Origin of the sequence: Kiloniella sp., assembly GCF_048259265.1 — a bacterium.
Lineage (GTDB): Bacteria > Pseudomonadota > Alphaproteobacteria > Kiloniellales > Kiloniellaceae > Kiloniella.
The window spans coordinates 461,517-484,201 of the sequence record NZ_JBLXHT010000002.1 but is presented as its reverse complement, the minus strand read 5'-3'; the positions used below and the strand labels follow the sequence as shown (position 1 = coordinate 484,201).

Annotated in this window: 22 protein-coding genes; 6 read left to right on the top strand and 16 right to left on the bottom strand. The window is 42.3% G+C overall.

The annotated features are described in order from the left end of the window. Window positions 1–238: 238 nt before the first annotated feature. Together ACN0QW_RS05470 and ACN0QW_RS05465 are read left to right on the top strand one after the other, a co-directional pair. Window positions 239–1,195: a TAXI family TRAP transporter solute-binding subunit gene (locus tag ACN0QW_RS05470; protein ID WP_417429464.1), complete on the top strand. Its 957-nt coding sequence runs from the start codon at window positions 239–241 to the stop codon at window positions 1,193–1,195. 120 nt (window positions 1,196–1,315) lie between these two features. Then, entirely contained in the window at window positions 1,316–3,103 is a 1,788-nt protein-coding gene (locus ACN0QW_RS05465) for a TRAP transporter permease (protein WP_417429462.1), read from the top strand. A gap of 43 nt (window positions 3,104–3,146) precedes the next feature. Here the strand turns inward: ACN0QW_RS05465 and ACN0QW_RS05460 are convergent, their stop codons facing one another. Continuing rightward, window positions 3,147–3,479, bottom strand: coding sequence for a DUF2834 domain-containing protein (locus ACN0QW_RS05460; protein ID WP_417429460.1), 333 nt, complete (start codon window positions 3,477–3,479; stop codon window positions 3,147–3,149). A 393-nt stretch (window positions 3,480–3,872) separates the two neighbouring features. On the opposite strand from ACN0QW_RS05460, the gene ACN0QW_RS05455 reads away from it, so the two are divergent. Further along, window positions 3,873–5,081, top strand: a complete 1,209-nt coding sequence (locus tag ACN0QW_RS05455) for a PLP-dependent aminotransferase family protein (RefSeq protein ID WP_417429458.1) — start codon at window positions 3,873–3,875, stop codon at window positions 5,079–5,081. Between the two features lie 134 nt (window positions 5,082–5,215). Here the strand turns inward: ACN0QW_RS05455 and ACN0QW_RS05450 are convergent, their stop codons facing one another. Beyond that, entirely contained in the window at window positions 5,216–5,614 is a 399-nt protein-coding gene (locus ACN0QW_RS05450) for a GFA family protein (RefSeq protein WP_417429456.1), read from the bottom strand. A gap of 201 nt (window positions 5,615–5,815) precedes the next feature. Between ACN0QW_RS05450 and ACN0QW_RS05445 the strand changes: the two genes are divergently transcribed. Beyond that, complete coding sequence (locus tag ACN0QW_RS05445; RefSeq protein ID WP_417429454.1) at window positions 5,816–7,258, top strand: TrkH family potassium uptake protein; 1,443 nt, start codon at window positions 5,816–5,818, stop codon at window positions 7,256–7,258. A 236-nt stretch (window positions 7,259–7,494) separates the two neighbouring features. Here ACN0QW_RS05445 and ACN0QW_RS05440 read toward each other — a convergent pair whose 3' ends face one another. Continuing rightward, window positions 7,495–8,193, bottom strand: a complete 699-nt coding sequence (locus tag ACN0QW_RS05440; RefSeq protein WP_417429452.1) for a substrate-binding periplasmic protein — start codon at window positions 8,191–8,193, stop codon at window positions 7,495–7,497. A 353-nt stretch (window positions 8,194–8,546) separates the two neighbouring features. Here ACN0QW_RS05440 and ACN0QW_RS05435 point away from each other — a divergent pair, with 353 nt between their 5' ends. Beyond that, window positions 8,547–9,122, top strand: coding sequence for an SLOG family protein (locus ACN0QW_RS05435; protein WP_417429450.1), 576 nt, complete (start codon window positions 8,547–8,549; stop codon window positions 9,120–9,122). Window positions 9,123–9,147: 25 nt separating this feature from the next. Here ACN0QW_RS05435 and ACN0QW_RS05430 read toward each other — a convergent pair whose 3' ends face one another. The 8 genes from ACN0QW_RS05430 to ACN0QW_RS05395 form a co-directional block, all read right to left on the bottom strand. After that, complete coding sequence (locus tag ACN0QW_RS05430; RefSeq protein WP_417429448.1) at window positions 9,148–9,924, bottom strand: retropepsin-like aspartic protease family protein; 777 nt, start codon at window positions 9,922–9,924, stop codon at window positions 9,148–9,150. 84 nt (window positions 9,925–10,008) lie between these two features. Next, the gene (locus tag ACN0QW_RS05425; RefSeq protein WP_417429446.1) at window positions 10,009–10,644 is read right to left on the bottom strand and encodes a LysE family translocator; all 636 of its coding nucleotides are present in this window, start codon (window positions 10,642–10,644) and stop codon (window positions 10,009–10,011) included. A 155-nt stretch (window positions 10,645–10,799) separates the two neighbouring features. Further along, complete coding sequence (locus ACN0QW_RS05420) at window positions 10,800–11,543, bottom strand: ABC transporter ATP-binding protein (protein WP_299372738.1); 744 nt, start codon at window positions 11,541–11,543, stop codon at window positions 10,800–10,802. Continuing rightward, the gene (locus ACN0QW_RS05415; RefSeq protein ID WP_417429443.1) at window positions 11,540–12,295 is read right to left on the bottom strand and encodes an ABC transporter ATP-binding protein; all 756 of its coding nucleotides are present in this window, start codon (window positions 12,293–12,295) and stop codon (window positions 11,540–11,542) included. Before ACN0QW_RS05415 ends, ACN0QW_RS05420 begins: the two co-directional genes overlap by 4 nt. A gap of 12 nt (window positions 12,296–12,307) precedes the next feature. Further along, window positions 12,308–13,468, bottom strand: coding sequence for a branched-chain amino acid ABC transporter permease (locus tag ACN0QW_RS05410; protein ID WP_417429441.1), 1,161 nt, complete (start codon window positions 13,466–13,468; stop codon window positions 12,308–12,310). Window positions 13,469–13,472: 4 nt separating this feature from the next. Next, window positions 13,473–14,489, bottom strand: coding sequence for a branched-chain amino acid ABC transporter permease (locus tag ACN0QW_RS05405; protein WP_417429439.1), 1,017 nt, complete (start codon window positions 14,487–14,489; stop codon window positions 13,473–13,475). A 140-nt stretch (window positions 14,490–14,629) separates the two neighbouring features. Continuing rightward, the gene (locus ACN0QW_RS05400) at window positions 14,630–15,994 is read right to left on the bottom strand and encodes a substrate-binding protein (RefSeq protein WP_417429437.1); all 1,365 of its coding nucleotides are present in this window, start codon (window positions 15,992–15,994) and stop codon (window positions 14,630–14,632) included. A 286-nt stretch (window positions 15,995–16,280) separates the two neighbouring features. Then, window positions 16,281–18,365 carry a methyl-accepting chemotaxis protein gene (locus ACN0QW_RS05395; RefSeq protein WP_417429435.1) on the bottom strand — a complete coding sequence of 695 codons (2,085 nt, stop codon included), beginning with the start codon at window positions 18,363–18,365 and terminating at the stop codon, window positions 16,281–16,283. A gap of 300 nt (window positions 18,366–18,665) precedes the next feature. Between ACN0QW_RS05395 and mazG the strand changes: the two genes are divergently transcribed. Next, window positions 18,666–19,487, top strand: coding sequence for a nucleoside triphosphate pyrophosphohydrolase (mazG, locus tag ACN0QW_RS05390; protein WP_417429433.1), 822 nt, complete (start codon window positions 18,666–18,668; stop codon window positions 19,485–19,487). Window positions 19,488–19,522: 35 nt separating this feature from the next. On the opposite strand, the gene ACN0QW_RS05385 is transcribed toward mazG, so the two are convergent. The 5 genes from ACN0QW_RS05385 to ACN0QW_RS05365 all read right to left on the bottom strand — a co-directional run bounded on the left by ACN0QW_RS05385 (window position 19,523) and on the right by ACN0QW_RS05365 (window position 22,645). Further along, a complete protein-coding gene (locus ACN0QW_RS05385) occupies window positions 19,523–20,083 on the bottom strand; it encodes a hypothetical protein (protein ID WP_417429431.1) in 561 nt (186 codons plus the stop codon). Next, window positions 20,076–20,957, bottom strand: coding sequence for an AEC family transporter (locus ACN0QW_RS05380; protein WP_417429429.1), 882 nt, complete (start codon window positions 20,955–20,957; stop codon window positions 20,076–20,078). The genes ACN0QW_RS05385 and ACN0QW_RS05380 overlap by 8 nt, the downstream gene beginning before the upstream one ends. A gap of 105 nt (window positions 20,958–21,062) precedes the next feature. After that, window positions 21,063–21,407 carry an antibiotic biosynthesis monooxygenase family protein gene (locus ACN0QW_RS05375; RefSeq protein WP_417429427.1) on the bottom strand — a complete coding sequence of 115 codons (345 nt, stop codon included), beginning with the start codon at window positions 21,405–21,407 and terminating at the stop codon, window positions 21,063–21,065. After that, complete coding sequence (locus ACN0QW_RS05370; protein WP_417429425.1) at window positions 21,404–21,733, bottom strand: NIPSNAP family protein; 330 nt, start codon at window positions 21,731–21,733, stop codon at window positions 21,404–21,406. The genes ACN0QW_RS05375 and ACN0QW_RS05370 overlap by 4 nt, the downstream gene beginning before the upstream one ends. Before the next feature lie 102 nt (window positions 21,734–21,835). Further along, a complete protein-coding gene (locus tag ACN0QW_RS05365) occupies window positions 21,836–22,645 on the bottom strand; it encodes an inositol monophosphatase family protein (RefSeq protein WP_417429423.1) in 810 nt (269 codons plus the stop codon). Window positions 22,646–22,685 lie beyond the last annotated feature (40 nt).

Below are 22,685 nucleotides of genomic sequence, written 5' to 3'. Positions count from 1 at the left end.
TTGTTATTTCCTGTTTTTTTGCAAAAAAATCTTATCTATTAAATTGAATTGTAAACTCAGGCACAAATTTACGTCCTTTCATTCCCTTCTGCATTATTCCCCATTAAACAATAACCTAAGATAATAGTAACCAGTGTTGACAATACGCAGACAGGCAACCTACGATCGCCCCCTAATAAATAACGTATAAATCTTAGATCTACTCATCTTCAAAATATACATCTGATAGGAAGTTCTGATGAAACACTTAAAGAAAATCAGTCTTGCTGCCATAACCTCCATGGTCATAGCCATGCCGTCGATGGCAGAAACACGCATTACCTATAAATCAGCGAAAACGACGTCTTCCTACTATCAGATGGCCGTTCAAATTGCCGAGGCCATGAAAGCCGGCTCATCTGGCGATATTGTGGTTACAGTTGAAGAAAGCCAGGGGTCCGTCCAAAATGTGATGGAAGTACGCGCTAGAGGTGGGGATTATGTTTTCACCACGCCACCCGCTCTCGTGCGATTGGCTAAGGCTGGAAAGGCAATGTTCGAAGGCAAAGGCGACCCAAAATTTGGTGAGATCAGAGCTTTATTCCCTATTCCTTCACTCACAATGCACTTTGTCGTATCCGAAAACAGTGGCATCAAAGATTTTGCAGGCTTGGAAGGGAAGAAAATCCTCTTAGGCAAAGGATCATTTGGGGCAAAAGAAGGCGCTAAATACCTCAAGCTTTTTGGTCTGGAAGGTAAAGTAGAACTCGCAAATGTCGAACTTTCCAATGCTGTTCCAGCCCTAAAAAATGGTCAAATTGATGGATTTGTAACAGCAGGCTCTTATCCTGCGCCGAACGTCATTGAGGCCGCAGCATCTACTGGCGTTAGCGTGCTGTCCTTAACGCCGGAACAAATAAAAGCTTCAAAGCGTAAAGAGCTTACAATTCCAGCAGGAACCTATAGCGGGCAGGATACAGATATCACAACAACGTCACTCCCTGTTGTAGCTTACACAACAACAGCTATGGATGACGAAACAGCCTATCAACTCACCAAAACCTATTGGGACCAAAAAGAAACTATGGGTCAGTCAGCGGCATGGTGGAATGGCGTTAGTAATGACTTGCTGTCGAATATTGAGGGCAAAATCCATCCCGGCGCAGTTCGTTATTACACAGAAAAAGGTATAACGCTAAGCGAAGCACAACAATAACCAAATCACATTATAGATCTTCGAAAATCCCCGAAAAAGTCTCGGCAAAAATCCCGATTGTATTGACCAGTCGGGATTTTTGTTATTTATACGCACAAATTCCTCTAACAGTATAATCTCATGCCTGATTTTTCCTCCAAGTTCGCTCGCCTAGTCTGCTTTGGCTTCGCAGCCTCGCTCGTTATCTTTCATATTGGTTTGATTTTTTCAGGCTTGGTGCCCAATCTCGTTAGCCGCCCCCTTCATTTGGCATTTATTCTCCCGTGGGTTCTTATATTCGGTAATCAAGGGAGCGCGTTATCACGGGTCTCAGGAATTCTTTTTGCTGTGCTTGGTATTGGCGCAGCTCTTTGGATCACGATGAACCACGACATGCTTGGGGACCAATACGGATTTCTCGAAAATGACCTTCAGATTGCCATTGCGATTACCCTTCTTCTCGTCGTGCTCGAAGCTGCAAGACGGGCCATTGGCTGGCCCTTACCAATTGTCGCAGCGCTTGCGCTTTTTTATGGACTGCTGGGCCAATACATTCCCGGCGAATTTGGCCATGCTGGCACTCCTCTCAAAAGCTTCCTTGGCACCCTAACCATTGCCGAAGGCGGTATTTGGGGAAGCTTGACAGGGGTTTCCGTCAGCGTTGTTTCTATCTTTGTCATATTCGGTGCGGTCTTAAACGCAGGTGAAGCCGGACAGGGATTTATGAATGTCGCTGCCGCCGCGGCAGGTCGTTTAAAAGGCGGTGCGGCAAAGGTATCTGTGATCTCCTCTGCTTTATTTGGCTCTATTTCCGGTTCAGCTTCTGCAAACGTTGCTTCAACAGGTGCGATTACCTTGCCAGCCATGACGCGCCTCGGCTATCCCAAACGACTTGCCGCTGCCGTCGAGGCCGTTGCATCTTCTGGTGGCCAGATTATGCCGCCATTAATGGGAGCAGGGGCCTTTGTTATGGTCGAGCTTACCGGTATTCCCTATACCAGTATTATGAGTGCAGCTATTTTACCCGCCATTCTGTTTTTTTTGGCCGTCTGGGTTGGGATTAACGCCTATGCGCGTAATCAGAATCTCAAGGGAATAGAGGACAAGGACAGACCAAATACAAAAGACGTCTTTATTACATCTGCATTCTTTCTTGTTCCCTTTAGTGTCCTGCTTTTGGGTATGTTTTATTTTGGCTACACGCCTCAATACGCAGCATGTATGGCTATTATTGCTGGATTTTTGCTACTATTTATCACAAAAAAACTTATATTCGACTTAAAAGAAACTCTTTATCGAATTGAAAATGCTACTATTAATGCCGCCAAACAAGTATCCATGATCGCGGCGATCATACTCTGTGCCTCTATCATAATTGGCGTACTTTCAATTACTGGTTTGGGCGTTAAAATCACATCATTGATCCTATCCGGGTCTGGTGGGTTGCTGTGGCCCTCGCTCTTTCTCACTGCTTTAGCCTGTCTTATTCTGGGTATGGAAGTTCCAACTACGGCAGCCTATGTGATATGTATATCAGTAGCAGGCCCAGCACTAACCCAACTAGGGCTTGCGCCACTTCAGGCACATCTGTTTGTTTTCTGGTTTGCCTTACTCTCCACAATTACACCGCCCGTATGCGGCGCAGTTTTTATTGCCGCAGGCATGATCGGGGAAAACTGGCTTAAAGTTGCTCTAACGGCGATGGCTTTGGGCGTCGGCCTTTATATCATCCCCTTAGGCATGATAGCGAACCCGGATATACTAAGCCTTTCTGACACACCATTTAAGGCCCTACTTGCATTTCTACAAATTGGCCTTGGGTTAACCTGTATTTCTTATGGCCTAATTGCAGTAAAATCCGCTATTGCCAAGCTAAGCCTTATAGTAGCTGGCACAGCCTGTATATTTGTTCCTAGTATTGTCATATGATTTCACATGATCAGGAAATTTTACGTGTTCAAAAAAATGATGGTTATCTTTCCCTTTGTTTTTCACGAAATGCGAGAAACAAAGGGAAAGAAAAAGCTATACCTACCCCAAAGCAGAGTAATACATATATGTAGGGGTATTTCATACCTACTCGTTTGGACTCTACCAAAACCCAAACAGAAAAGACCACTGCCGTAAAATAAATGTCAACAGTTACAGCTGTAGTTGCGGGGTTGACTAGTAATGCTTTGAGGTAAGGTCCAAAATTAATGCTCTCGCTCATAGAGAAATACTGAAAATTATAGTACCAAGTCGCTAACAGCCCGAGAATGGATAAAATCAAGTAAATAGAAATAAGAAATTTGAACTTTGGCATGATAGCTTTCTCACTCAATGTTTTTTTGCATAGCAGCTGTATCGACAAGATCTATTGTCTCGTTACCTTATAAATTAAACAGGAGAAATGTAAATTACAGCTAAATTTCAGTTAGGCGCTTCGAACCGAACGCTTATGACTCGGCTAGCCATTTTTCGTTTAGACCAGCTTTAACTTCTTCTCCAGAAATGCTCTATCTGACGGGTTGGGGGGTTCTCGGATCACATGTGCATAATCGGCTGCGGCTTTGTTTCTTTTTTCTGAAGAAATTTGCAATCTTTCACAGTTTCTACCAAACTACCTCTGGAATCAACTTTCTAAAATTTATCATTATTGACAGGATCAAGTTTCCTGAAGTACTGGTAACTTCTTATTCTACAGGAGTTACGGTTTATGGATTGGGAAAAAGTATTTGCCACGCGGTCTTCACGTATGAAGGCGTCCGAAATTCGGGAGTTACTCAAGCTTCTGGACCAACCAGACATTATCTCATTTGCTGGCGGTATTCCTGATCCCGCGCTTTTCCCGACGGAAGAATTCCAGCAGGCCTTTGCCAATACCCTGACGGGTGACAAACAAACAACTGCTTTGCAATATTCAGTAAGTGAGGGCTATGTTCCTCTGCGACAGTGGATAGCCAAGCAAATGGAAGGTCTTGGTATTCCCTGTAGCATCGATAATATCCTGATTACATCCGGATCACAGCAAGCTCTGGATTATTTGGGCAAACTATTACTGTCGCCAAATGACACAGCACTTGTGACATGGCCAACCTATATGGGCGCGCTTGGGGCCTTTAACGCTTATGAACCCCATTACGATCGTTTGATCGCAAATGGCAATCGCTCTGCGAAAGAATATCAAGAAGCCGCAGCGGAAAAGAATAGCCAAGTTAAGTTCGCTTATATGTCTGTGGATTTCGCAAATCCAACCGGGGAAACGCTTGATCGTTCCGGTCGTGAAAAACTACTGGATCTTGCTGAAGAGCTTGATATCCCAGTTATCGAAGACGCGGCTTATCAATCTCTTCGATATGACGGTGAAGCAATTCCGCCAATTCTGGCCCTTGATATTCAACGTAAGGGGCATATCGACGAAACCCGAACACTCTATTGCGGTAGTTTCTCTAAAACACTTGCGCCAGGTTTGAGGGTAGGGTGGGTCTGTGCCGCCCAGACAGTTATCAGCAAGCTCGTATTAATGAAACAAGCCGCTGACCTCCATAGTTCCACAATTAACCAGATTGCCATTCACGAAGTTGCCTCCAAAGGTTTTGATAAACAGGTTGCCAAGATTTTCACAGCCTATTCGACCAGACGAGATTGCATGCTTGCAGCACTGGAAAAATACATGCCACAGGGCGTAAGCTGGACAAAACCCGAAGGTGGGATGTTTATTTGGCTAACTCTCCCCGAACATCTGGATGGTGCTGAGTTGTTGGCAGAGTCAATCGAAACACAACGTGTTGCCTTTGTTCCTGGCCACGCGTTCTATGCAGATGGATCAAACCGCAATACAATGCGTCTGAGTTTCTCTCAAGCAAACGAAGATACAATCAACGAAGGTATTCGTAGGCTTGGCTTATTACTTAAACCCATTTGATTTAGATAATACCGTATAAAGAAATAAGGTGAGGTCTAATAACCTCACCTTATTTTATCTATGCAATAACAATGTGTTATTAATCACTTTCAAAGTATCACTTACAAAAACTATGTCTCTGATCTTAACAGAATTCAAGACACATAATCACCTTCAAACTTTTGTAGATTATCATCAATTTGATACCAATCAGGTTTTGATCCAGTATGAATATGTACTGTTGGACGTATACCGGGGTCATCATCCAATGCCGAGGCAGCAACGACATATATGTCACCGGTCGCCATGTCGCCAAGTGAAGTACCGCATTTCTGACAAAAGCATCGTTCTAAATTCCATTCCGGATCAGTAGGGGCCTTAGCAATACTGTTTTGACCTGCCGTAACCCTGAGATCACCAGCTTTACCGATCAACACAGCAGAAAAAATGCCCGCCGCTTTTCGGCACCTGGAACAGTGGCAATAACTCAATGAAGATGGTTCTCCTGAAATTTCAAATTTCACGGTACCACACAGACAACTTCCATTAATCATCAGATCTTCTTCCTTACAATAGGGTCTAATAATTTACCGCCACAAAGAACATATCATGAACATTCTATTTATAAAAGAAAAACCAAACCAGCTAAGAAAACATGCTTCTTAAAGAGAAATCGTCGCGCAATAATATCAATTGACAGCATAGGATAACGAGAGCAACGTCACTCGATTACCAAGATGATAAGATCGATCATAATGCTTGATTTCAGACCTATCCTGACCACGTTGGGAACTTTATTATGCAGCCTTTCAATTCTAATGTTATTCCCGGCAGCTGTAGATATTTCAAAGCAGAACCCCGATTGGATCATTTTTTCTATTTGCGCAAGCTTAACAATGGCCTGCGGGGGCACACTCTACTTAAGCAACCGTACAAATAAAATTTATGAAATTAATATAAGACAGGCTTATTTGCTTACTCTTTTATGCTGGATTGTTGTGCCCGGATTTTCTGCCATTCCATTAATTGGCCTCGATATAAGCTATACAGATGCTTTTTTTGAGACAATGTCAGCCATGACCACAACAGGGTCGACTGTTTTAACTAACCTGGACAACTTACCCCCAGGTATTCTGATATGGCGGTCGTTACTACAATGGATCGGCGGTATCGGCATCATTGCGATGGCAATTTTCATTTTACCATTTATCAGAAGCGGTGGTATGCAACTTTTTGCATTGGAAAGCTCTGACAATTCAGTCAAAGTTTTGCCAAGAGCATACCTTCTTGCTGTTTGGTTACTGAGCATTTACATCAGCTTGACCCTTATATGCATGGTTTTATTCTACTGGTCTGGGATGACAGTATTTGATGCAATTAACCATGCAATGACAACGATATCTACGGGGGGATTTTCTACTCACGATGCATCTTTTGGTTATTTTGAAAACGCATCGACACAATGGATATGCACACTATTCATGATTTTCGGGGCGCTGCCTTTTACCCTTTACATTCAATCACTTAAAAAAAATAAAACCACACTCCTTCGTGACCCCCAAGTAAAAGGATTTCTGTACTTTCTAGCTGGAACATCAATTATCTTGGCTCTATGGCTTGCGTTTTCAAAGCATATTAATTTTTTTGATGCCTTAACTTTAAGCACATTTAATGTCGTATCAATCGTCACAACGACGGGTTATGCCAGCGATAACTATCTTGCGTGGGGAACAGCAGCTGGTAGTGTTTTTCTTGTCTTAACGTTAGTAGGGGGCTGTACAGGCTCGACGAGCGGCGCAATTAAAATTTATCGTTTTCAAATTTTATGGCTTATTGTCAAAAACCACACTCTAAGTTTAATGAGCCCAAACCGTGTTCTATCGCAAACTTATAACGGGCGAAATATAACAGAAGACCTTCAACGATCTGTTCTTGCTTTTTTAGCCGTATTTTTTACGACAACCTTTATCGCAACAGTAATTTTGGGGGTCGTTGGGCTAGATCCATTAACATCTTTTACTGCCAGTGTTACAGCGATCACGAACGTTGGCCCGGGCTTGGGGACAATAATAGGTCCCGACGGAAACTTTGCCAGTCTTCCTGACATTGCCAAATGGGTTTTATCAATTGAAATGCTAATTGGACGCTTAGAAGTATTTACAGTGTTGGTCGTTCTAATGCCGTCATTCTGGGGATGAGTTTAGTTACTGGATAGAGTTTAAATAAAAATTTGTTGTTCGCATAATCTATATTATGGAAAATTATAAGACCTTACTGTGTTGTCGTCATGGTTATGTCCCCCTAAAAAGTAATAACTTTAATCGATGTGATATTCAGCACCCTACAGTGCTACAAAACCATAGAGAACATGGCACGACAGCCTTAGCCTTAAAAGAAAATATGATAAATCTTGTTACTACCAATAGGGTTTACTTTATTCTTTTGAAAAATATTTATAGTATGTGGTCCAATAAGCATCAGTTTCTCTGAATTCCAACATTTTATTGGCAAAGAAAATACTAATATTATCTTTTTCAGCTTTCTTAGAAAACCCAATATACATCGGGCGCTCCAACACTGGTGGGTCAACAATAGTGAACTTATCCAAAATTGCTGTATCTTTATAGGCAGAATAAAAGTCGCTGAGATAAACAATACCGAGATCACCGCGACCATTAAGCAGTAAATCTTTTAATCCATTAAGTGATGGTGCAGCATACTTTTTCAGATAATCGGCACTATCGAATTCATGCCCATATGAAAAACCAGCTTGGGTCACAATACGATAATCACTGAGTAACTCGAGGTTACCGTTGAAAACGATTTCATCCGCTCGCGACTTAAGCACCACATAAACAATCTTTGCGGTATGAAGTATATTGCCCTCTAAATAACGCGTATCTTTCTCGCGCTCGGCCGTCCGTCCATAATAGGTAAAGGCATCAATTTTCCCTGTTTTAAGCATCTGTTGCGCTCGCTTAAAGGGATAGCGTTCAAACATTATATCCAGATTGTTTTTTTCAGCAACAGCACGAATAAGTTCAATATGAAAGCCGGTTAACTTACCCTCTTCAACATATTCATAGGGTGGATAGTCTTCAGCACCGATGGCAAAAACATACTCACCAGACAAGGAAGATCGTTCCTCTGCAGCCAATATCCCTACAAAAGCACTACAAAAAAACCAGATAAAACAGAAGATACCAGGCAATAGACTTCTTATACGACATACTCCAATGATAAGACGCTTGTTTAAATGGTATCCGGCAACATAAACATACCTACATATTACGAGATAGATATTAATGAAATTTTATCAAAACCAACAGAGTTTATAGCTCAAAATTACAGTTATTATTTAACATCTACTATTTACGATCTTTCAACTGTGCTGCTTCTATTAACTGCGTCAAATTTCCACATTTATTCCGAAGTTTTAATGTATACAATGATCATTACCAAATCTGCTTTAACAAAGGTATTATTATGAAAGTAATTATTGCTGGCTCTCGTACAATTAATGATTACGACGCCCTTAAAAACTTTGTCGAGAGCGTCAATTGGTCAATAGAGGAAGTGGTATCCGGTGGTTGCCGTGGTGTCGACATACTGGGCGAACAATGGGCAGAAAATAATAATGTACCCAAAAAAGTGCTTCATGCTGATTGGGTAAAATATGGCCGCGAAGCAGGTGAACTTAGAAACCGAGAAATGGCAAACTATGCTGACGGACTAATTCTTCTCTGGGATGGCAAAAGCCCCGGCGCCAGCTGTATGCTGAGGGAATCAGCCAAAGCAGGCATAAAAATACACCACCAGATATATGGCCTTGATTGGCAAGAGATGGAGCAAGCCGAGAAAGCTATCCTCGACTATTATTGGTCAGGGAAAGGACGTTTGGTCTTTCAACATAGCCATTGGGAATGGGAATTAGTAGATGAAAACGCCCCCATAATTCCGCAAGAAGCTATTAATGGGTTGATAGAACAAGGTTTTCTCGAAGAAGACACGATTACTGTCCTCAAACCTGTTCGAGAAGACTATCACAGCAAATTGGCTTAGGATCAGTTGTTAATACGAGCCGATTTTATTGTGATCTAAGAATAAGTTTATCCCCACGGAATTCGAAACTGGGAAAGCGCTTTAGAAATGTCATACCAAGCAACGATGTCGACATTGGAGCTTGGTTTATAGAAACACGCACGTCTTGAAACTGTCGTTCTCCTAATGTCATGCGGTTAACTTGTGCCGAAGCCCCTCTTCCCGTGCCATTAGCGGTTTCAAAGATTCGATTGAAAGTCAGTTTATCAAGGTCAAATCCCAAACGTTGTGTATCCGCAAGGCTTAAAACAATTGAACTCGCACCTGTATCAACAAGAAACTTTACACGCTCGTCATCAACAAACATTTCTATGTAAAAATGCCCGTCGCTGGAACGGGTAAATTCAAGATCACCAGCCTGATTTGTATAGGCTTGAGCAGGGATAAGATTGTTCGAAGCCCGATCCCAAACATTTTCAAAGACATCGCGATAGCTATAGCCAACAAAAAGGAGAATAAATATAGCTGCCCACAATCCGATATCACGCAAATATTTTGGAAGATCAGACTTTTGAAGCCGACCAACACCTAGAATTGACGACATAATCATGAGTAAAATCGCAAGACTTCGGACCAAATCTATTTGGTCATCATCTCTGCTAAGGGAGCCGGGAAAACGATCAGCAAGAAAAAACACTCCCAGACCAGTCAAAACAATGAGAATGATAAAAAGCCAAAAGGCTGAAATACCACCTCTCGAAGGTTTACCCCCTTCCCCATTATCTGAGTTTTTCTGAAATAAGTTCGGTTTTCTCTCAACCATATTTCTTTTCATCCTGCATACATCAGTATTTGAAACTTAGCACTTCACAAATAGGTATCTCTCTAAACGCTTTAAAGTAGCTCCTTAGGCATTTGATGTTAAAAGTTTTATTCCCAATACTCCCATCAAACCACCCGCAATTCGGTCAATTAAGCTTTTGGATTTTAAATACACCTGCCGCGATGCCTTGGCTGAAAGAGCACAAGCCACAAGAACATACCATCCTGTTTCCACTAAAAGTAAAGTCGGCAATAAAAGCACCGGAAACCAGTTAGAGGTTTCTGCCGGCATAAAAACAGCAAAAACACCACTATAAATAATCGCGGCTTTAGGATTACTAATTTGAGTTATAAAAGCAGTATAGAAGGAACGCATAAGGCTTTGCCCAACCTGAGGTTGTGATGTCCACTCTTCTTCCGAGACAAGTTTTTCTCTGGCCCCCCGCCAAATTTTTATTCCCAGGTAAAGTAAGTAAAAACCGCCAAAAATCTTAAAAGAAAGGTACAACCAAACAACTTGCGTGAAGATAAGATGTAATCCGAGCAAGGCCAAACTAGCAAAAACCAAAGCGCCAAGGCCCATGCCAACAGAAGCGGCTATTCCATGAGCACGTGAATTTACCAGAGAGATCCGAGCAACAACAAGAAAGCTGGGTCCAGGCATCATCGCACCAATGATAACAACACCAACAATACTCGCAATAGCGAATAATTCACCCACAGCACTCTCCTATAGATCGTTTTTTAAGTCCTGTTTCTACTTTTATCCTAAGTAGTCTCTTTATAAGAACAAATATTTGTAATTTTTGACATAAAAAAAGGGCAGCTAAAAAGCCGCCCTCTAGATAATACGTTACTCTACTTTTTTAATCTTTTTTAGATTGCCAGATATTCGTGTCGAAGTTCCTCATTATCCAGTACTTCTTGTGCAGTACCGTCAAAAACGACCTGTCCCATATCCAGAATAATCGCTCTATCTGCAAGATGTAGAGCAGCAATCGCGTTCTGCTCCACAATAATGGTCGTAATACCATGTGTCTTGATTTCCTGTAGAATTGATTCAATTTCATGAACAATCACAGGTGCCAAACCTTCGTAGGGTTCATCAAGCAACAACAGCTTAACATCCCGGGCCAATGCACGGGCGACAGCAAGCATTTGCTGCTCCCCGCCAGACATTGTTATTCCTTCTTGATCTCGACGTTCTGCCAAACGAGGAAAGTGCTGATAGAGACGTTCAATCGACCAGCCAACAGGCTCTGCAATTTGTGCAAGTTGAAGATTTTCTTCAACGGTAAGCCCCGGAATAATTCGACGATCTTCAGGCACCAGAGCAACACCGTTTTGAGCGGCTTCAAAATCTTTCATGCGGTGAAGGGGTTTATGATCCAGCCATACTTCCCCCTGGGTTAGAACAGGATCAACCGCCCGGGCAATTGCCCGAAGAGTTGATGTTTTTCCCGCGCCATTACGCCCGAGTAACGCAAGGATTTCCCCTTCACGTACGTCAAAGCTAACACCCTGAACGATATAGCTTTCGCCGTAATAGGCATGAAGATCATGAGCGGAAAAATAGGCCGGGGCCGTACCTTCACTTTTAATTGGTTGCATTCGGCTCATAGATGCGCCCCCCCAAGATAAGCTTCCTGAACACGAGGATCGCCCTTAATACCTTCAGGACTCCCTTCAGCAATAACCGTTCCCTGTGCCATAACACTTACTTTATCAGCCAAGGAAAACACCACATGCATATCGTGTTCAATAATCACTTTGGTAATTCCTCGTTCCCCAATACGCTTGAGCAGATCAATCGTGTTGTTTGTATCCGCACGAGACATCCCAGCTGTTGGTTCGTCCAACAAAAGTAGTTTGGGGTTTTGTACCAAACACATTGCGAGTTCCAGTCGACGTTTATCACCACGTGAAAGGCTGCCCGCATGCATGTTGCGCTTATCAATCAAGCCAACATCTTCGAGCATGTGTTCGGCACGTCCAATGATTTCACTGTCCTGATCCGCACGTTTCCAGCCATTCAGTTTGAAAGCGCCATCGCGTGAAGCCAAGGTCGGGATCACCACATTATCCAAAAGCGACAGATCACTAAAAATCTCTGGCGTCTGAAATACTCGGGAAACACCGGCTTGATTAATTTCATGTGGTTTAATTCCCAAAAGAGAATTTCCATTGAAATTTACGCTGCCACTATCTGGAATTAACAGTCCAACCAAACAGTTCAGGAAAGTCGATTTTCCGGCTCCATTTGGGCCAATAATGGCATGTACAGAACCCTCTTCCACATCAAGCTCAACTTTATTGAGGGCCTTAAGACCACCAAAGCTCTTGTTCACATCGCGAACTTCAAGAATACCCATAATATTATCTCTCTATTCACCAGGTTGAACTTCGGCAGAGCCAACAGAGCCAGCTTCACCATTGTTTTTGTTGTTCTTGTTCCGAATACGGCTATAAATCCGGGTAAAACCTTCGACCATCCCACCAGGCAAGAAGACCACAATTAGCATGAACAACATACCAAGTGTCAGGTGCCAGCCCTCACCAACAAAAAGACTTAATACCGCAACGGCACCATCTTGAAGGATCTCTGGAAAGAAATCGAAAATACCGTGTAGAACATTTTCATTAATCGCCGAGAATATGTTCTCAAAGTATTTGATAACTCCCGCACCGATCACAGGGCCAATCAAGGTGCCAACACCACCGAGAATAGTCATCAGTACAACTTCCCCGGAAGCGGTCCATTGCATCCGTTCTGCACCGGCAAGTGGGTCAGTAACGGCCATAAGAGAGCCTGCAAGACCCGCATACATGCCAGAGATAACAAACGCAGTTAGTGTATAGGGACGCATGTTCAAACCTGTATAGCTCATACGGTTTGAATTGGATTTCACCGCCCGTAACATCATGCCAAATGGGGAACGGAATATCCGCATCGAGATATAGAACCCGATGATCATGAGTATGGCACAGAAATAAAAACCGGAATAACCGCTCATTTCAATGCCAAAGAAATTGGTCGGTGGAATTCCACTTGTTGGCGTAACACCAACAAGGCTATCCAAAGCACGAGGATCATTAAGGCTAAGCTGTAGTCCGGTTTCCCCATTCGTAATAGGAGTAAGAACCGAATAGGCCAGATTGTAAGACATCTGGGCAAACGCAAGTGTCAAGATAGAGAAATAAATCCCTGACCGACGCAGACTGATATACCCGATAACAACAGCAAACAAACCGGATGTTATAACACCGAAAATAACCGCGGGGACAACACTCATACTCAACAGCTTGAATGACCAAACAGCTGTGTAAGAACCGACACCCAAGAACGCGGCATGACCAAAGGATAGATACCCGGTCAAGCCAAAGAGGATATTAAAACCAATTGCAAATATACCAAATATTGCAAACCGTTGAAGCAAATCAGGATAACTAGCACCAATTGGTGCTAGCCAAATTGGCATCGTGAGAACTGCAAGGGTAAAAATACCCATAAGCAGTAAATCTTTACGAGGCGTAGCAGTAATCATTGTATTAGGACTCCATCACGCCTTTGCGTCCCATCAAGCCTCTTGGACGAACAAGAAGAATGACAACCGCAACAAGGAAAATAATAATTTGATCGATACCGGGGAGAATTTCTTTCACTTCGTTCATTGACGCGAAAGATTGTAAAATCCCCAAAAGGAAGCCAGCGGTTACTGCGCCACCAAGAGACCCCATCCCGCCGACAACAACAACGACAAAAGAAAGAACCAAGAAGTCCATACCCAAATGGTAATCCGGCGGAACGATTGGTGTGTACATGACACCAGCCAATCCAGATACAACTGCCGCGATCCCAAATACAATCGTAAATCGACGCTCAATGTTGATGCCAAGAAGACCAACAGTCTCACGATCTTGCATACCTGCACGCACAACCATCCCAAAGGTTGTAAACTGTAGGAAACAGAAGACAGCGGTGATAATAATTCCAGCAAAGAGAAGGTAAGTCAGACGCCACCAGGGGTAGATCACCGAATCTCCAAGCCCTATGGCTGCACCGATATCAGCAGAACCTGTTAAGAGTTCAGGCGGTGGCATTGGAACAGGATTGGCACCAAAGAATGCCTTAACAATTTCTTGCAACACGATCGCTAGACCAAAAGTCACAAGGATCTGTTCAGCATGGGTGCGTTTATAGAAAAACCTGATCAACCCACGTTCCATTGCCAAACCAATAAGAAGCATGACGGGGATAGCAAGTAAAATTGACAACGGAACCGCATAATCAATAATTGCGGTACCTGTTTCGCCAAACCATATTTCAAGGTATGGCACCTCCTTAAAAGCATCGAAGAAAGTAATACTTTCATCTTTCACTTGTTTGGAAATGGTCAGAATTTTTTTCAGGGTAACGGCACAAAAAGCTCCGAGCATAAACAGTGCTCCATGAGCAAAGTTAACAACTCCGAGCGTGCCGAATATCAGTGTTAATCCCAAGGCAATAAGGGCGTAAGATCCGCCTTTATCCAAGCCATTCAGGACTTGCAATACAAATGCATCCATTGTTCTATTTTCGCTGCTGTTTGTCTCTTAAGAAATTACAGAAAAATCTTAAAGAGTAATGCACTCTGACATGCAGTCAGAACTTACATAAATTAAAGTTCTGGCCGCTCCCAAGAGCGGCCAGATTAAAACCGGGGTTCTTAAACCTCGTATGGTCCGAGATCACCGCCAAAGATGGCTGGATCGTACTCAACCTGTGCACGTGGAACTTCTTTAACAATTTCAAGAAGATCAAACTGCGTTGACGGGTTAGCATTTCCGCGCACGACAAGAACATCTTTAAAGCACTGGTGATCAGCTGCACGATATTCAGTCGGGCCATTCCCCATACCATCGAATTCAAAGCCTTCAAGAGCTTTAATAACTTCTGGTGGGTAGAATGTACCAGCCATTTCACAAGCATTTGCATAAAGCAGTGTCTGAACATAACAAGTATGAGCAGCCTGTGATGGCGGGAAGCCGTATTCCTGACCAAAGGATTTAACAAAGGCCTGTGAACCAGCATCTTGAAGTGCCCAGTTCCAGTTTGTTGTTCCCAAGATCCCTTTGATATTCTCACCAGCACCCTGCGCCATCAAACGAGAGAAAAGAGGCACGATAATTTCAAAGTTTTTACCATTCACCTGTTTGTCACGAAGGCCAAACTGTACAGCCTGTGTCAAAGAGTTGATCATATCCTTACCATAGTGGTTCAGGATCAACACATCTGCGCCAGAATTAAGAACCGGGGTGATATACTGAGAGAAATCACCAGCTCCCACAGGCGTCTTAACTGTATTTACAGTTTCCCAGCCAAGGCCTTCTGTGGTGTTCTTGATAGATTCTTCTTGTGTCCAACCCCAGGTATAATCAGCAGTTAAATGATAAGCTCGACGATCAGTTCCCATTTCTTCCTTAAGAACAGGACCAAGAGCCGCACCTGATTGATAAGCATTAAAGAAATGGCGGAAGCCATAACGGCGCTTATCTTTACCTGTGGTGTCATTTGAGTGTGTTAAACCACACATGAAAATAACACCCATCTCTTGCGCAAGAGATTGGGTTGCAATAGCCACACCAGATGAAGAACCACCAGAGAACATAGTTACGCCCTCTTTTTCGATCATCCTCTTCGCAGAAGCACGCGCAGCGTCTGATTTTGTTTGGGTGTCACCTGTAACGTACTCAACTTTTTTACCAAGAATACCATTTCCTTTAAGAGAACTTGGCTTCATGGTTGTTAACATTCCGCCGTCACCTTCACCATTCAGGTGCTTAACAGCCAACTGATAAGCACGAAGCTCATCAGCGCCCTCATCCGCATATGGACCAGTTTGTGGTACGTTGAAACCAAGCTTGATAAAAGATTGGCTACTTGGATCATTTCGGAAATCAGCAGCATAAGCGCCTTTCACGAAAGAGTATGGTGTCCCACCGCTAAAAACCGCAGCGCCCGCACCTGCAGCAGCTGCACTGGTTAATAACTTACGACGGGATAGTTTAAATTTATTTGTTGTATTCGTCATGACAGTATTCGTCTCCCAAGAAGTATACTCATGCTGTTCTTTTGTGCTGGATCGCACTAGTTACTTTTATCGGCCAGTTAATTTTATTTCGCCGTTATGAGCAAAATCATCCTCTTGTTTCGCATTAACAACAATAGGTCACCATAAAGTATCTCAAGTTTATGTTATTTATTTTACTTATTTGAAATAGAATTTGTAAACTTTGAAAACAAAACGAAAAGCCTGTGGCATAAATGTATATGCCACAGGCTTTTTGATAAGAAATATCTTACCTTAAAGATACGTCCTATTCGTTCACCGACCTCAAACGACCCAAGAATTCATGCACTTTATTTTCCAACTGCTGAGCTTCTTCTGCAAGCCCAGAAGCCGAATTCTGGACCTGTTGAGCTGCCGAGCCTGTTGTATTTGCAGCCTCCCTTACCTGGGTTATGTTTGAAGACACTTGGTCTGTACCATTAGCAGCCTGCTGAACAGATTTTGTAATTTCTGCCGTTGCGGCACCTTGCTCTTCAACCGCAGAAGCAATAGCGGTTGCAACTTCATGGATAGAATCAATTGTTTTTGAAATACCATGTATTGCCGCAACAGACTCACGGGTTTCACCCTGAATAGAGCTGATTTGACCAGAAATTTCTTCCGTAGCTTTTGCCGTTTGATTCGCAAGGGATTTAACTTCAGAGGCAACGACCGCAAAACCTTTACCTGCTTCTCCAGCTCTTGCTGCTTCAATGGTTGCGTTCAAGGCCAGCAGATTAGTTTGCTCAGCAATATCGTTAATAAGCTTTACAACTTCGCCAATCTTATCAGCCGCATTTGCAAGGCCTTCGATCTTCTGATTGGTTCTGGATGTTTCTTCAACCGCATTACTTGCGATATCAGCAGAACGTTGTACCTGACTGCTGATTTCATTAATGGATGCGGAAAGCTCTTCTGTTGCCGCAGCGACAGACTGTACATTAGCCGAAGCATCTTGCGCAGCATCTGTAACAACAGATGCTTGATTTGATGACTGTGTCGCTGCACCAGACATCGTTTCAGCAGATGCTCTCATCTCATGCGCAGAACCAGAAACCGAGGATATGATTTGACCGACAGATGCCTCAAAATCATTTGCCATTTGCATCCGTGATTTTTGTCTTTCTTCAGAAGCCCGTTTTTCAGATTCCAGCTTTTCCGCCTCCATCTGACTAACACGCTCAGCATTGGCCTTAAACTGTTCTAACGCACGATTAATATCACCAATCTCATCACCACGATCCTGTCCTCGCACCTCTACTTTATAGTTTCCTTGCATAAGAGAGGTAATAACAGCGATCGAACCCTGCAATGGGTTTCTGATAATAATGCGCCCAAGAGCAAGTAATGCAACGATAAGGACAGTAAGCAATAACAAACCACCAATAATAGTGTACTGCTCCATCGTCGTCGCATGCTCTGTTAATTTATGCGTAGGTACATTAATAAGGACAGACCAAGGTGCTTCAGAGTCCTTTACGTGCAATGGAATAAATAGTCGGTAAATATCGCCATCAAGCCGCTCAAACGCTTCACCTTTTTCAACATGTCCTACAGCCGTTTCCAAGACTTCATTTTTATTCTTTTCATCCACAAGTGGCTTACCAAGTAGTTCTGGATCACTGTGGGCGACCCATTGGCCATTATTTGAAATCAGATTAACAGTGCCGGTTTCAAAGGGGGTAAGTTTATTAAAAGAAGCGGCCATATCATTTAAATTCATATCGACACCAACAACGCCTAGAAAGTTGTTATTATTATCCAAGATCGGATAAACAAACGACGTCAAGGTAACAATATTACCTTCGATATCATAGCCGATGGGATCAACGATAACAGGTTGCTTGGTTCTTTTCGGAAGATAGTACCAATCTGTATCGGGTGTTGTTTGATCTTCATCATAGGCAGTAATAATGGAAGGTAGAACACCTTTGCCAAAATTATAATAATAGGTTAGATATCTGCCACTTGGATTATCATCAGAAACATAGTCACTATCTTTACCATCAAGGGCATTCTTTTCATATCCAGCCCAAGCCCCAGCCAAAACGGGGTTTGTGGTCAAGGTTTGTCTCAAAACCTCATCAAAAGCGGAGCGATCCGTTATCCCTTTCTCTCTCAGACCGATAAAAGTCTGCGTTAGAGAATGAGCAACTGTCATTCCGATATCAAGTTGTCGCTGTACTTCCTTGGCCTCTGTTTGACCAATTGCCCTTGCCTGATCAAGAGTTAAATTCCGAACTGTATTTTCCGTCGTTCGGGCCATCAAAAAAATACTAACGACCAAACAAAGAACGACAATCAATCCACTATATAGCGTTAATTTTGCACTTAGTGATAACTTATTGAGCATATCGTTAGTTCCATTTTCCCGAGGAATAGGTACAAAACCACATCTAAATTCACGCAAGACAAACATGCGCAAATACTTTACGAAGATAAATAATCATAAAAAATAACTCCTTATTATTAAAAAGCAGTGAATCTTTATTTTATTTTCCAACATATACTTGACGTAAATATTTAATTGCACTTCGGTTTCAGGATATTTCCTGAATAAACAAACAAAAACAGGCGTATAGAATTATTTTTTTGCCCAACCGTTAATTGAGACTTAAATTAAAGTGATCTCTTCAATGTTCCTGGGTGCGAAATGAATAAAAAAATTCCAGACACCAATAAAGATGGTATCCGTCGCCTCATTGATTTAATGAAAGACCTTAGAGATCCAGACGGCGGGTGTCCCTGGGATATAGAACAGAATTTCCGTACTATAGCCCCTTATACAATTGAAGAAGCATATGAAGTCGCTGATGCTATTGAAAAAAATGACCCCGCATCGATCAAAGATGAACTGGGCGATCTTTTATTACAGGTCGTTTATCATGCCCAAATAGCAAAAGATGAAAATCTATTTGAATTTGAAGATGTTGCCCAAGCGATTACAGAAAAGATGATAAGCAGACACCCACACGTTTATGGCGATATCTCGCACGATAATGTTGAAGAACAAAAACTCGCGTGGGAAGAACTGAAGAGAAAAGAGCGCGAAGCAAAGCAAGGAAAAGAAGAAGAGAGTGTATTAGACGGTATCACAGTCGGCCTGCCAGCAGCCACACGTGCCATAAAACTTCAGAACCGGGCCGCCAAAGTTGGTTTTGATTGGCCAGACATAGCCCCGGTTATAGATAAAATTCATGAAGAAATTGATGAATTAAAAGAAGTCATACTTTCTGAGAAAAAAATTGATTATGATCGGGCCGAAGACGAACTTGGCGATGTACTGTTTTCCGTTGTTAACCTAGCGCGACACCTTAAAATAGACCCGGAACAAGCCCTAAGGCGTACAAACCAGAAGTTTGAAAACAGATTTCGTAATGTTGAAAAAACAATCAAAGACCGCGATTTAAATATCAACGATACATCATTGGAATATATGGAAAATATATGGATTAAGAGCAAACAAATTACCTAACTGTAAAGCTGATCAATCCTGAGATTTTATCTTCCTTAATTTATATTATTTTTCTTTTCTAAATCATCGGCAGACAATTCGTATACATGATATTTTTTCTTTAAATATTTATCATGATAATAAGCCGCGTCATAATCATACACTGACAGACTAAGGATTACCTTACCGTTTTTTGCCTCGTCATACAGAGGCAAAATAAATCGCCAAGAATAAAGCTCTTCTATTGGGTGATCCAAATAAGCTGTAACACACAAAGCACTTTGGGCTTTGAACGTCAGGTCCCAATCGGTTCTTATTTTATGAGCTAATTCCTTCTCGTACACTTCTGACAACATTGCGTTTTTGAGAACTGTCGGATGTGAAACATTAACCATTTCACCCGCGAGACGACACACATAGTCATTCTTTTGGAAATCATAAGAAAAAACAGCTAAATACGGCAGAGATTTAGGAAACTTAAACACATCGAGATCCAACATCGAAGGCAAGGTCCCCTTCCATAAGCAATGATCCCGCCACCAACTCAAAACACCATCACTGATTGGACATTTGAAAGCTTTTGAAAAAGCTGTATTATTTTTAGATATATCAGACAAGCAAAACAAACCACATGAGAACTGGTAGCGTGATTATTGACAACGTTGTCGAAATAACAACCAAACTCGCAACCTCCTCTGGTTCTCTTTCATAAAGCTGAGAAAAGAGATAGCAGAAAACAGCAACGGGCAATGCGCATTGTAAAATAACCACACCGGCGGCAACTCCTTCAAGCTCTAATAACCAAACGATACTTAAACCAACCAGAAAGCCACCTCCTAGTCGAAAAATAGCTAAGGCAATACTTCTCCCAAGATTAACCACCTTCAAACTCGCCAAAGAAATCCCCAAGGTAATGAGCATCAATGGTATGGTTAAATCACCAATGAGTTCTGTCGTATTCAAAATCCACTCAGGAACGGTAAGATCAGCAACCAATACTATTGTCGCGATGATTGTTGCGGGAATAATCGGCATCCCGACAAGAGATTTCACCGAAAACTCGCCAGAAACAAAAGCAACACCAATGGTCAGTTGTATGACAACATAAACAGCAAAGAACCCAATAGCCAATGCAAGCCCCTCTTCGCCAAAAGCGAGGAGACAAAGAGGCAACCCAATATTACCCACATTCGGCCAAGTCAAAGATTGCAAATAAGTACGCTGTGAAAGCCCAAGTATTGCAAGGAAAGCACTTCCAGCAATGGCAAAAATAATATTAGCCAAAGTTGCGGCTCCACCTATCGCCACAAGAGCATCCATCGACAAATCAACGGTTGCTAGTGTATAAAACACCAATGCCGGTGTACTAAAATAGGTTACCAGAAAGGTTACCATAGGCGTATCAAACTTACGGCCAGCTTTGGCCCAAATAAAGCCTATTGATATACAAATTAAAACGGGAGAGATAATCCCTAGGATTTCAGCAATCATTTTTTGGAATCTTGTTTAGAACGGAACTACACAATTCCAATTAAATTCAGTCATGTCAAAGAAAAGCCGGATTAAAATCCGGCTTCAATGCGAATATCTGTTTTATCAAGAAAACAGTGCTTTAGAATCAGCGGGTGCTTCGTCTCTTTCATTCAGGCCATAATCCCGAACAACAGTAGCAACTCGTAACCTATAGTCAGAAAAGACACCTTCTCGCCCCTTGGTTTGTGTCTGGCGGTGATCAGATGAATTACGCCATGTCTTAACAGCAGCTTCATCACGCCAGAACGATAGGGAAAGAATTTTTTGATCATCTATAAGCGACTGAAAGCGCTCAATAGAAATAAACCCATCAATATCCACAAGCTTATCTTTCAGATCCGCAGCTAACGACAAATAGTGATTTTTCTGTCCTTCAGCTGGAATCACCTCAAAAATCACTGCAATCATGGCGCAATAAAACCGGCATGAGGCAGGGAAGCATTCTTCAAAAAGAGACGATCTTCTTTAAGAATAAATTTCTCCTTTTGGGCAAATTCATAATTTTCTTTCCCAAGAGGATGCCCCATCAACCTTTGTCGATAGAGCTCATACGCTGCCATACTCTCTATATTATAAATACCATAGGCCCTAGTTGTTGAACCTTCGTGGGGAGAGAAATAACCAACAAGATCTGCCCCACACTCAGGAATGGCCTGCCCCCAATTTTGAGCATAGGTGCTAAATAAGTCCTTTTTATAGGGATCAATTTCGTAGGTAATAATACACGTAATCATTTTAACCTCTTATCATTTTGATAAAAGAGTATTACCATTTTTAGACATTGATATGTTTCGTCTCAGAACGAAGTATGAAAAATATTATTTTGTACACTTAACTTAAGAGTTGAACAATCTTTGATGTATTTCATCCCAAAGATCTTCATTTGGCGCCAATAACAACCCCTGCTTATTGTAGGCTCTGAAACTATAATCAGTACGGTCGAGACAAGCTCCGTATCCACCCGCCTCTCGATGAATAAGCTCACCTGGTAAATGATCCCAGGGCATTAACCGGGTAAAAAAAGCAAACTGGGTTTTAGACGTTGCCAGACGTTCATAATCAGCCCCGGCACAGCGCAGGGTATTAACTGTGTTAAGTCTAAATCTGTTTTTATCCAATGATTTTCGAATAACGGGGTCCTGATCTTTTGATCCATGAAGCGTCCCGACACTCTGATCTAAAGCCTTTATAGTCTCTGTTATATCTAATTGCTTACCATCCAAAAAAGCACCATCTCCCTTTCGGGCTTCAAGCATGCTTTTATCGACAGGGCTTAAGATCCACCCCGCAACTGTTTCTCCCTGATAAAGCAAAGCCAGCATGGTTTTAAAAATATCCCGACCTCGCGCAAAATTATTTGTACCGTCAATCGGGTCAATTACCCATGTCAGTTCACGCTCATCTATCTTTTCGAGTATATTCGGCGTGCTCGCGGCTTTTTCTTCCCCTATAACCCGGCTACCGGGAAATAAATCAATCAAACGTTTTTCAAGCAGGGCTTCGGCTTCAGTATCTGCAATTGTAACCGTTTCGCCGCCTTTTTTATATGAGACGTCACCTTCAGAAAGATTTCGAAATCTTGGAACAATTGTCTGTTCAGAAACTTCTTTCAGAATCTCTGTAACCTTATCTAATTTAGAAAACATCACACAACCAACAGACTAGTTTTCAGATCAAGAAAGAGCA

Bases quoted from the DNA above. Each gene is read 5' to 3' on its own strand.
- ACN0QW_RS05370 (WP_417429425.1), bottom strand. From the start codon at position 21,733: ATGATTACGTGTATTATTACCTACGAAATTGATCCCTATAAAAAGGAC.
- mazG (WP_417429433.1), top strand. From the start codon at position 18,666: ATGAATAAAAAAATTCCAGACACCAATAAAGATGGTATCCGTCGCCTC.
- ACN0QW_RS05375 (WP_417429427.1), bottom strand. From the start codon at position 21,407: ATGATTGCAGTGATTTTTGAGGTGATTCCAGCTGAAGGACAGAAAAAT.
- ACN0QW_RS05415 (WP_417429443.1), bottom strand. From the start codon at position 12,295: ATGGGTATTCTTGAAGTTCGCGATGTGAACAAGAGCTTTGGTGGTCTT.
- ACN0QW_RS05445 (WP_417429454.1), top strand. From the start codon at position 5,816: ATGCTTGATTTCAGACCTATCCTGACCACGTTGGGAACTTTATTATGC.
- ACN0QW_RS05465 (WP_417429462.1), top strand. From the start codon at position 1,316: ATGCCTGATTTTTCCTCCAAGTTCGCTCGCCTAGTCTGCTTTGGCTTC.
- ACN0QW_RS05400 (WP_417429437.1), bottom strand. From the start codon at position 15,994: ATGACGAATACAACAAATAAATTTAAACTATCCCGTCGTAAGTTATTA.
- ACN0QW_RS05470 (WP_417429464.1), top strand. From the start codon at position 239: ATGAAACACTTAAAGAAAATCAGTCTTGCTGCCATAACCTCCATGGTC.
- ACN0QW_RS05450 (WP_417429456.1), bottom strand. From the start codon at position 5,614: ATGATTAATGGAAGTTGTCTGTGTGGTACCGTGAAATTTGAAATTTCA.
- ACN0QW_RS05455 (WP_417429458.1), top strand. From the start codon at position 3,873: ATGGATTGGGAAAAAGTATTTGCCACGCGGTCTTCACGTATGAAGGCG.
- ACN0QW_RS05430 (WP_417429448.1), bottom strand. From the start codon at position 9,924: ATGGTTGAGAGAAAACCGAACTTATTTCAGAAAAACTCAGATAATGGG.
- ACN0QW_RS05395 (WP_417429435.1), bottom strand. From the start codon at position 18,365: ATGCTCAATAAGTTATCACTAAGTGCAAAATTAACGCTATATAGTGGA.
- ACN0QW_RS05380 (WP_417429429.1), bottom strand. From the start codon at position 20,957: ATGATTGCTGAAATCCTAGGGATTATCTCTCCCGTTTTAATTTGTATA.
- ACN0QW_RS05410 (WP_417429441.1), bottom strand. From the start codon at position 13,468: ATGATTACTGCTACGCCTCGTAAAGATTTACTGCTTATGGGTATTTTT.
- ACN0QW_RS05405 (WP_417429439.1), bottom strand. From the start codon at position 14,489: ATGGATGCATTTGTATTGCAAGTCCTGAATGGCTTGGATAAAGGCGGA.
- ACN0QW_RS05365 (WP_417429423.1), bottom strand. From the start codon at position 22,645: ATGTTTTCTAAATTAGATAAGGTTACAGAGATTCTGAAAGAAGTTTCT.
- ACN0QW_RS05435 (WP_417429450.1), top strand. From the start codon at position 8,547: ATGAAAGTAATTATTGCTGGCTCTCGTACAATTAATGATTACGACGCC.
- ACN0QW_RS05420 (WP_299372738.1), bottom strand. From the start codon at position 11,543: ATGAGCCGAATGCAACCAATTAAAAGTGAAGGTACGGCCCCGGCCTAT.
- ACN0QW_RS05460 (WP_417429460.1), bottom strand. From the start codon at position 3,479: ATGCCAAAGTTCAAATTTCTTATTTCTATTTACTTGATTTTATCCATT.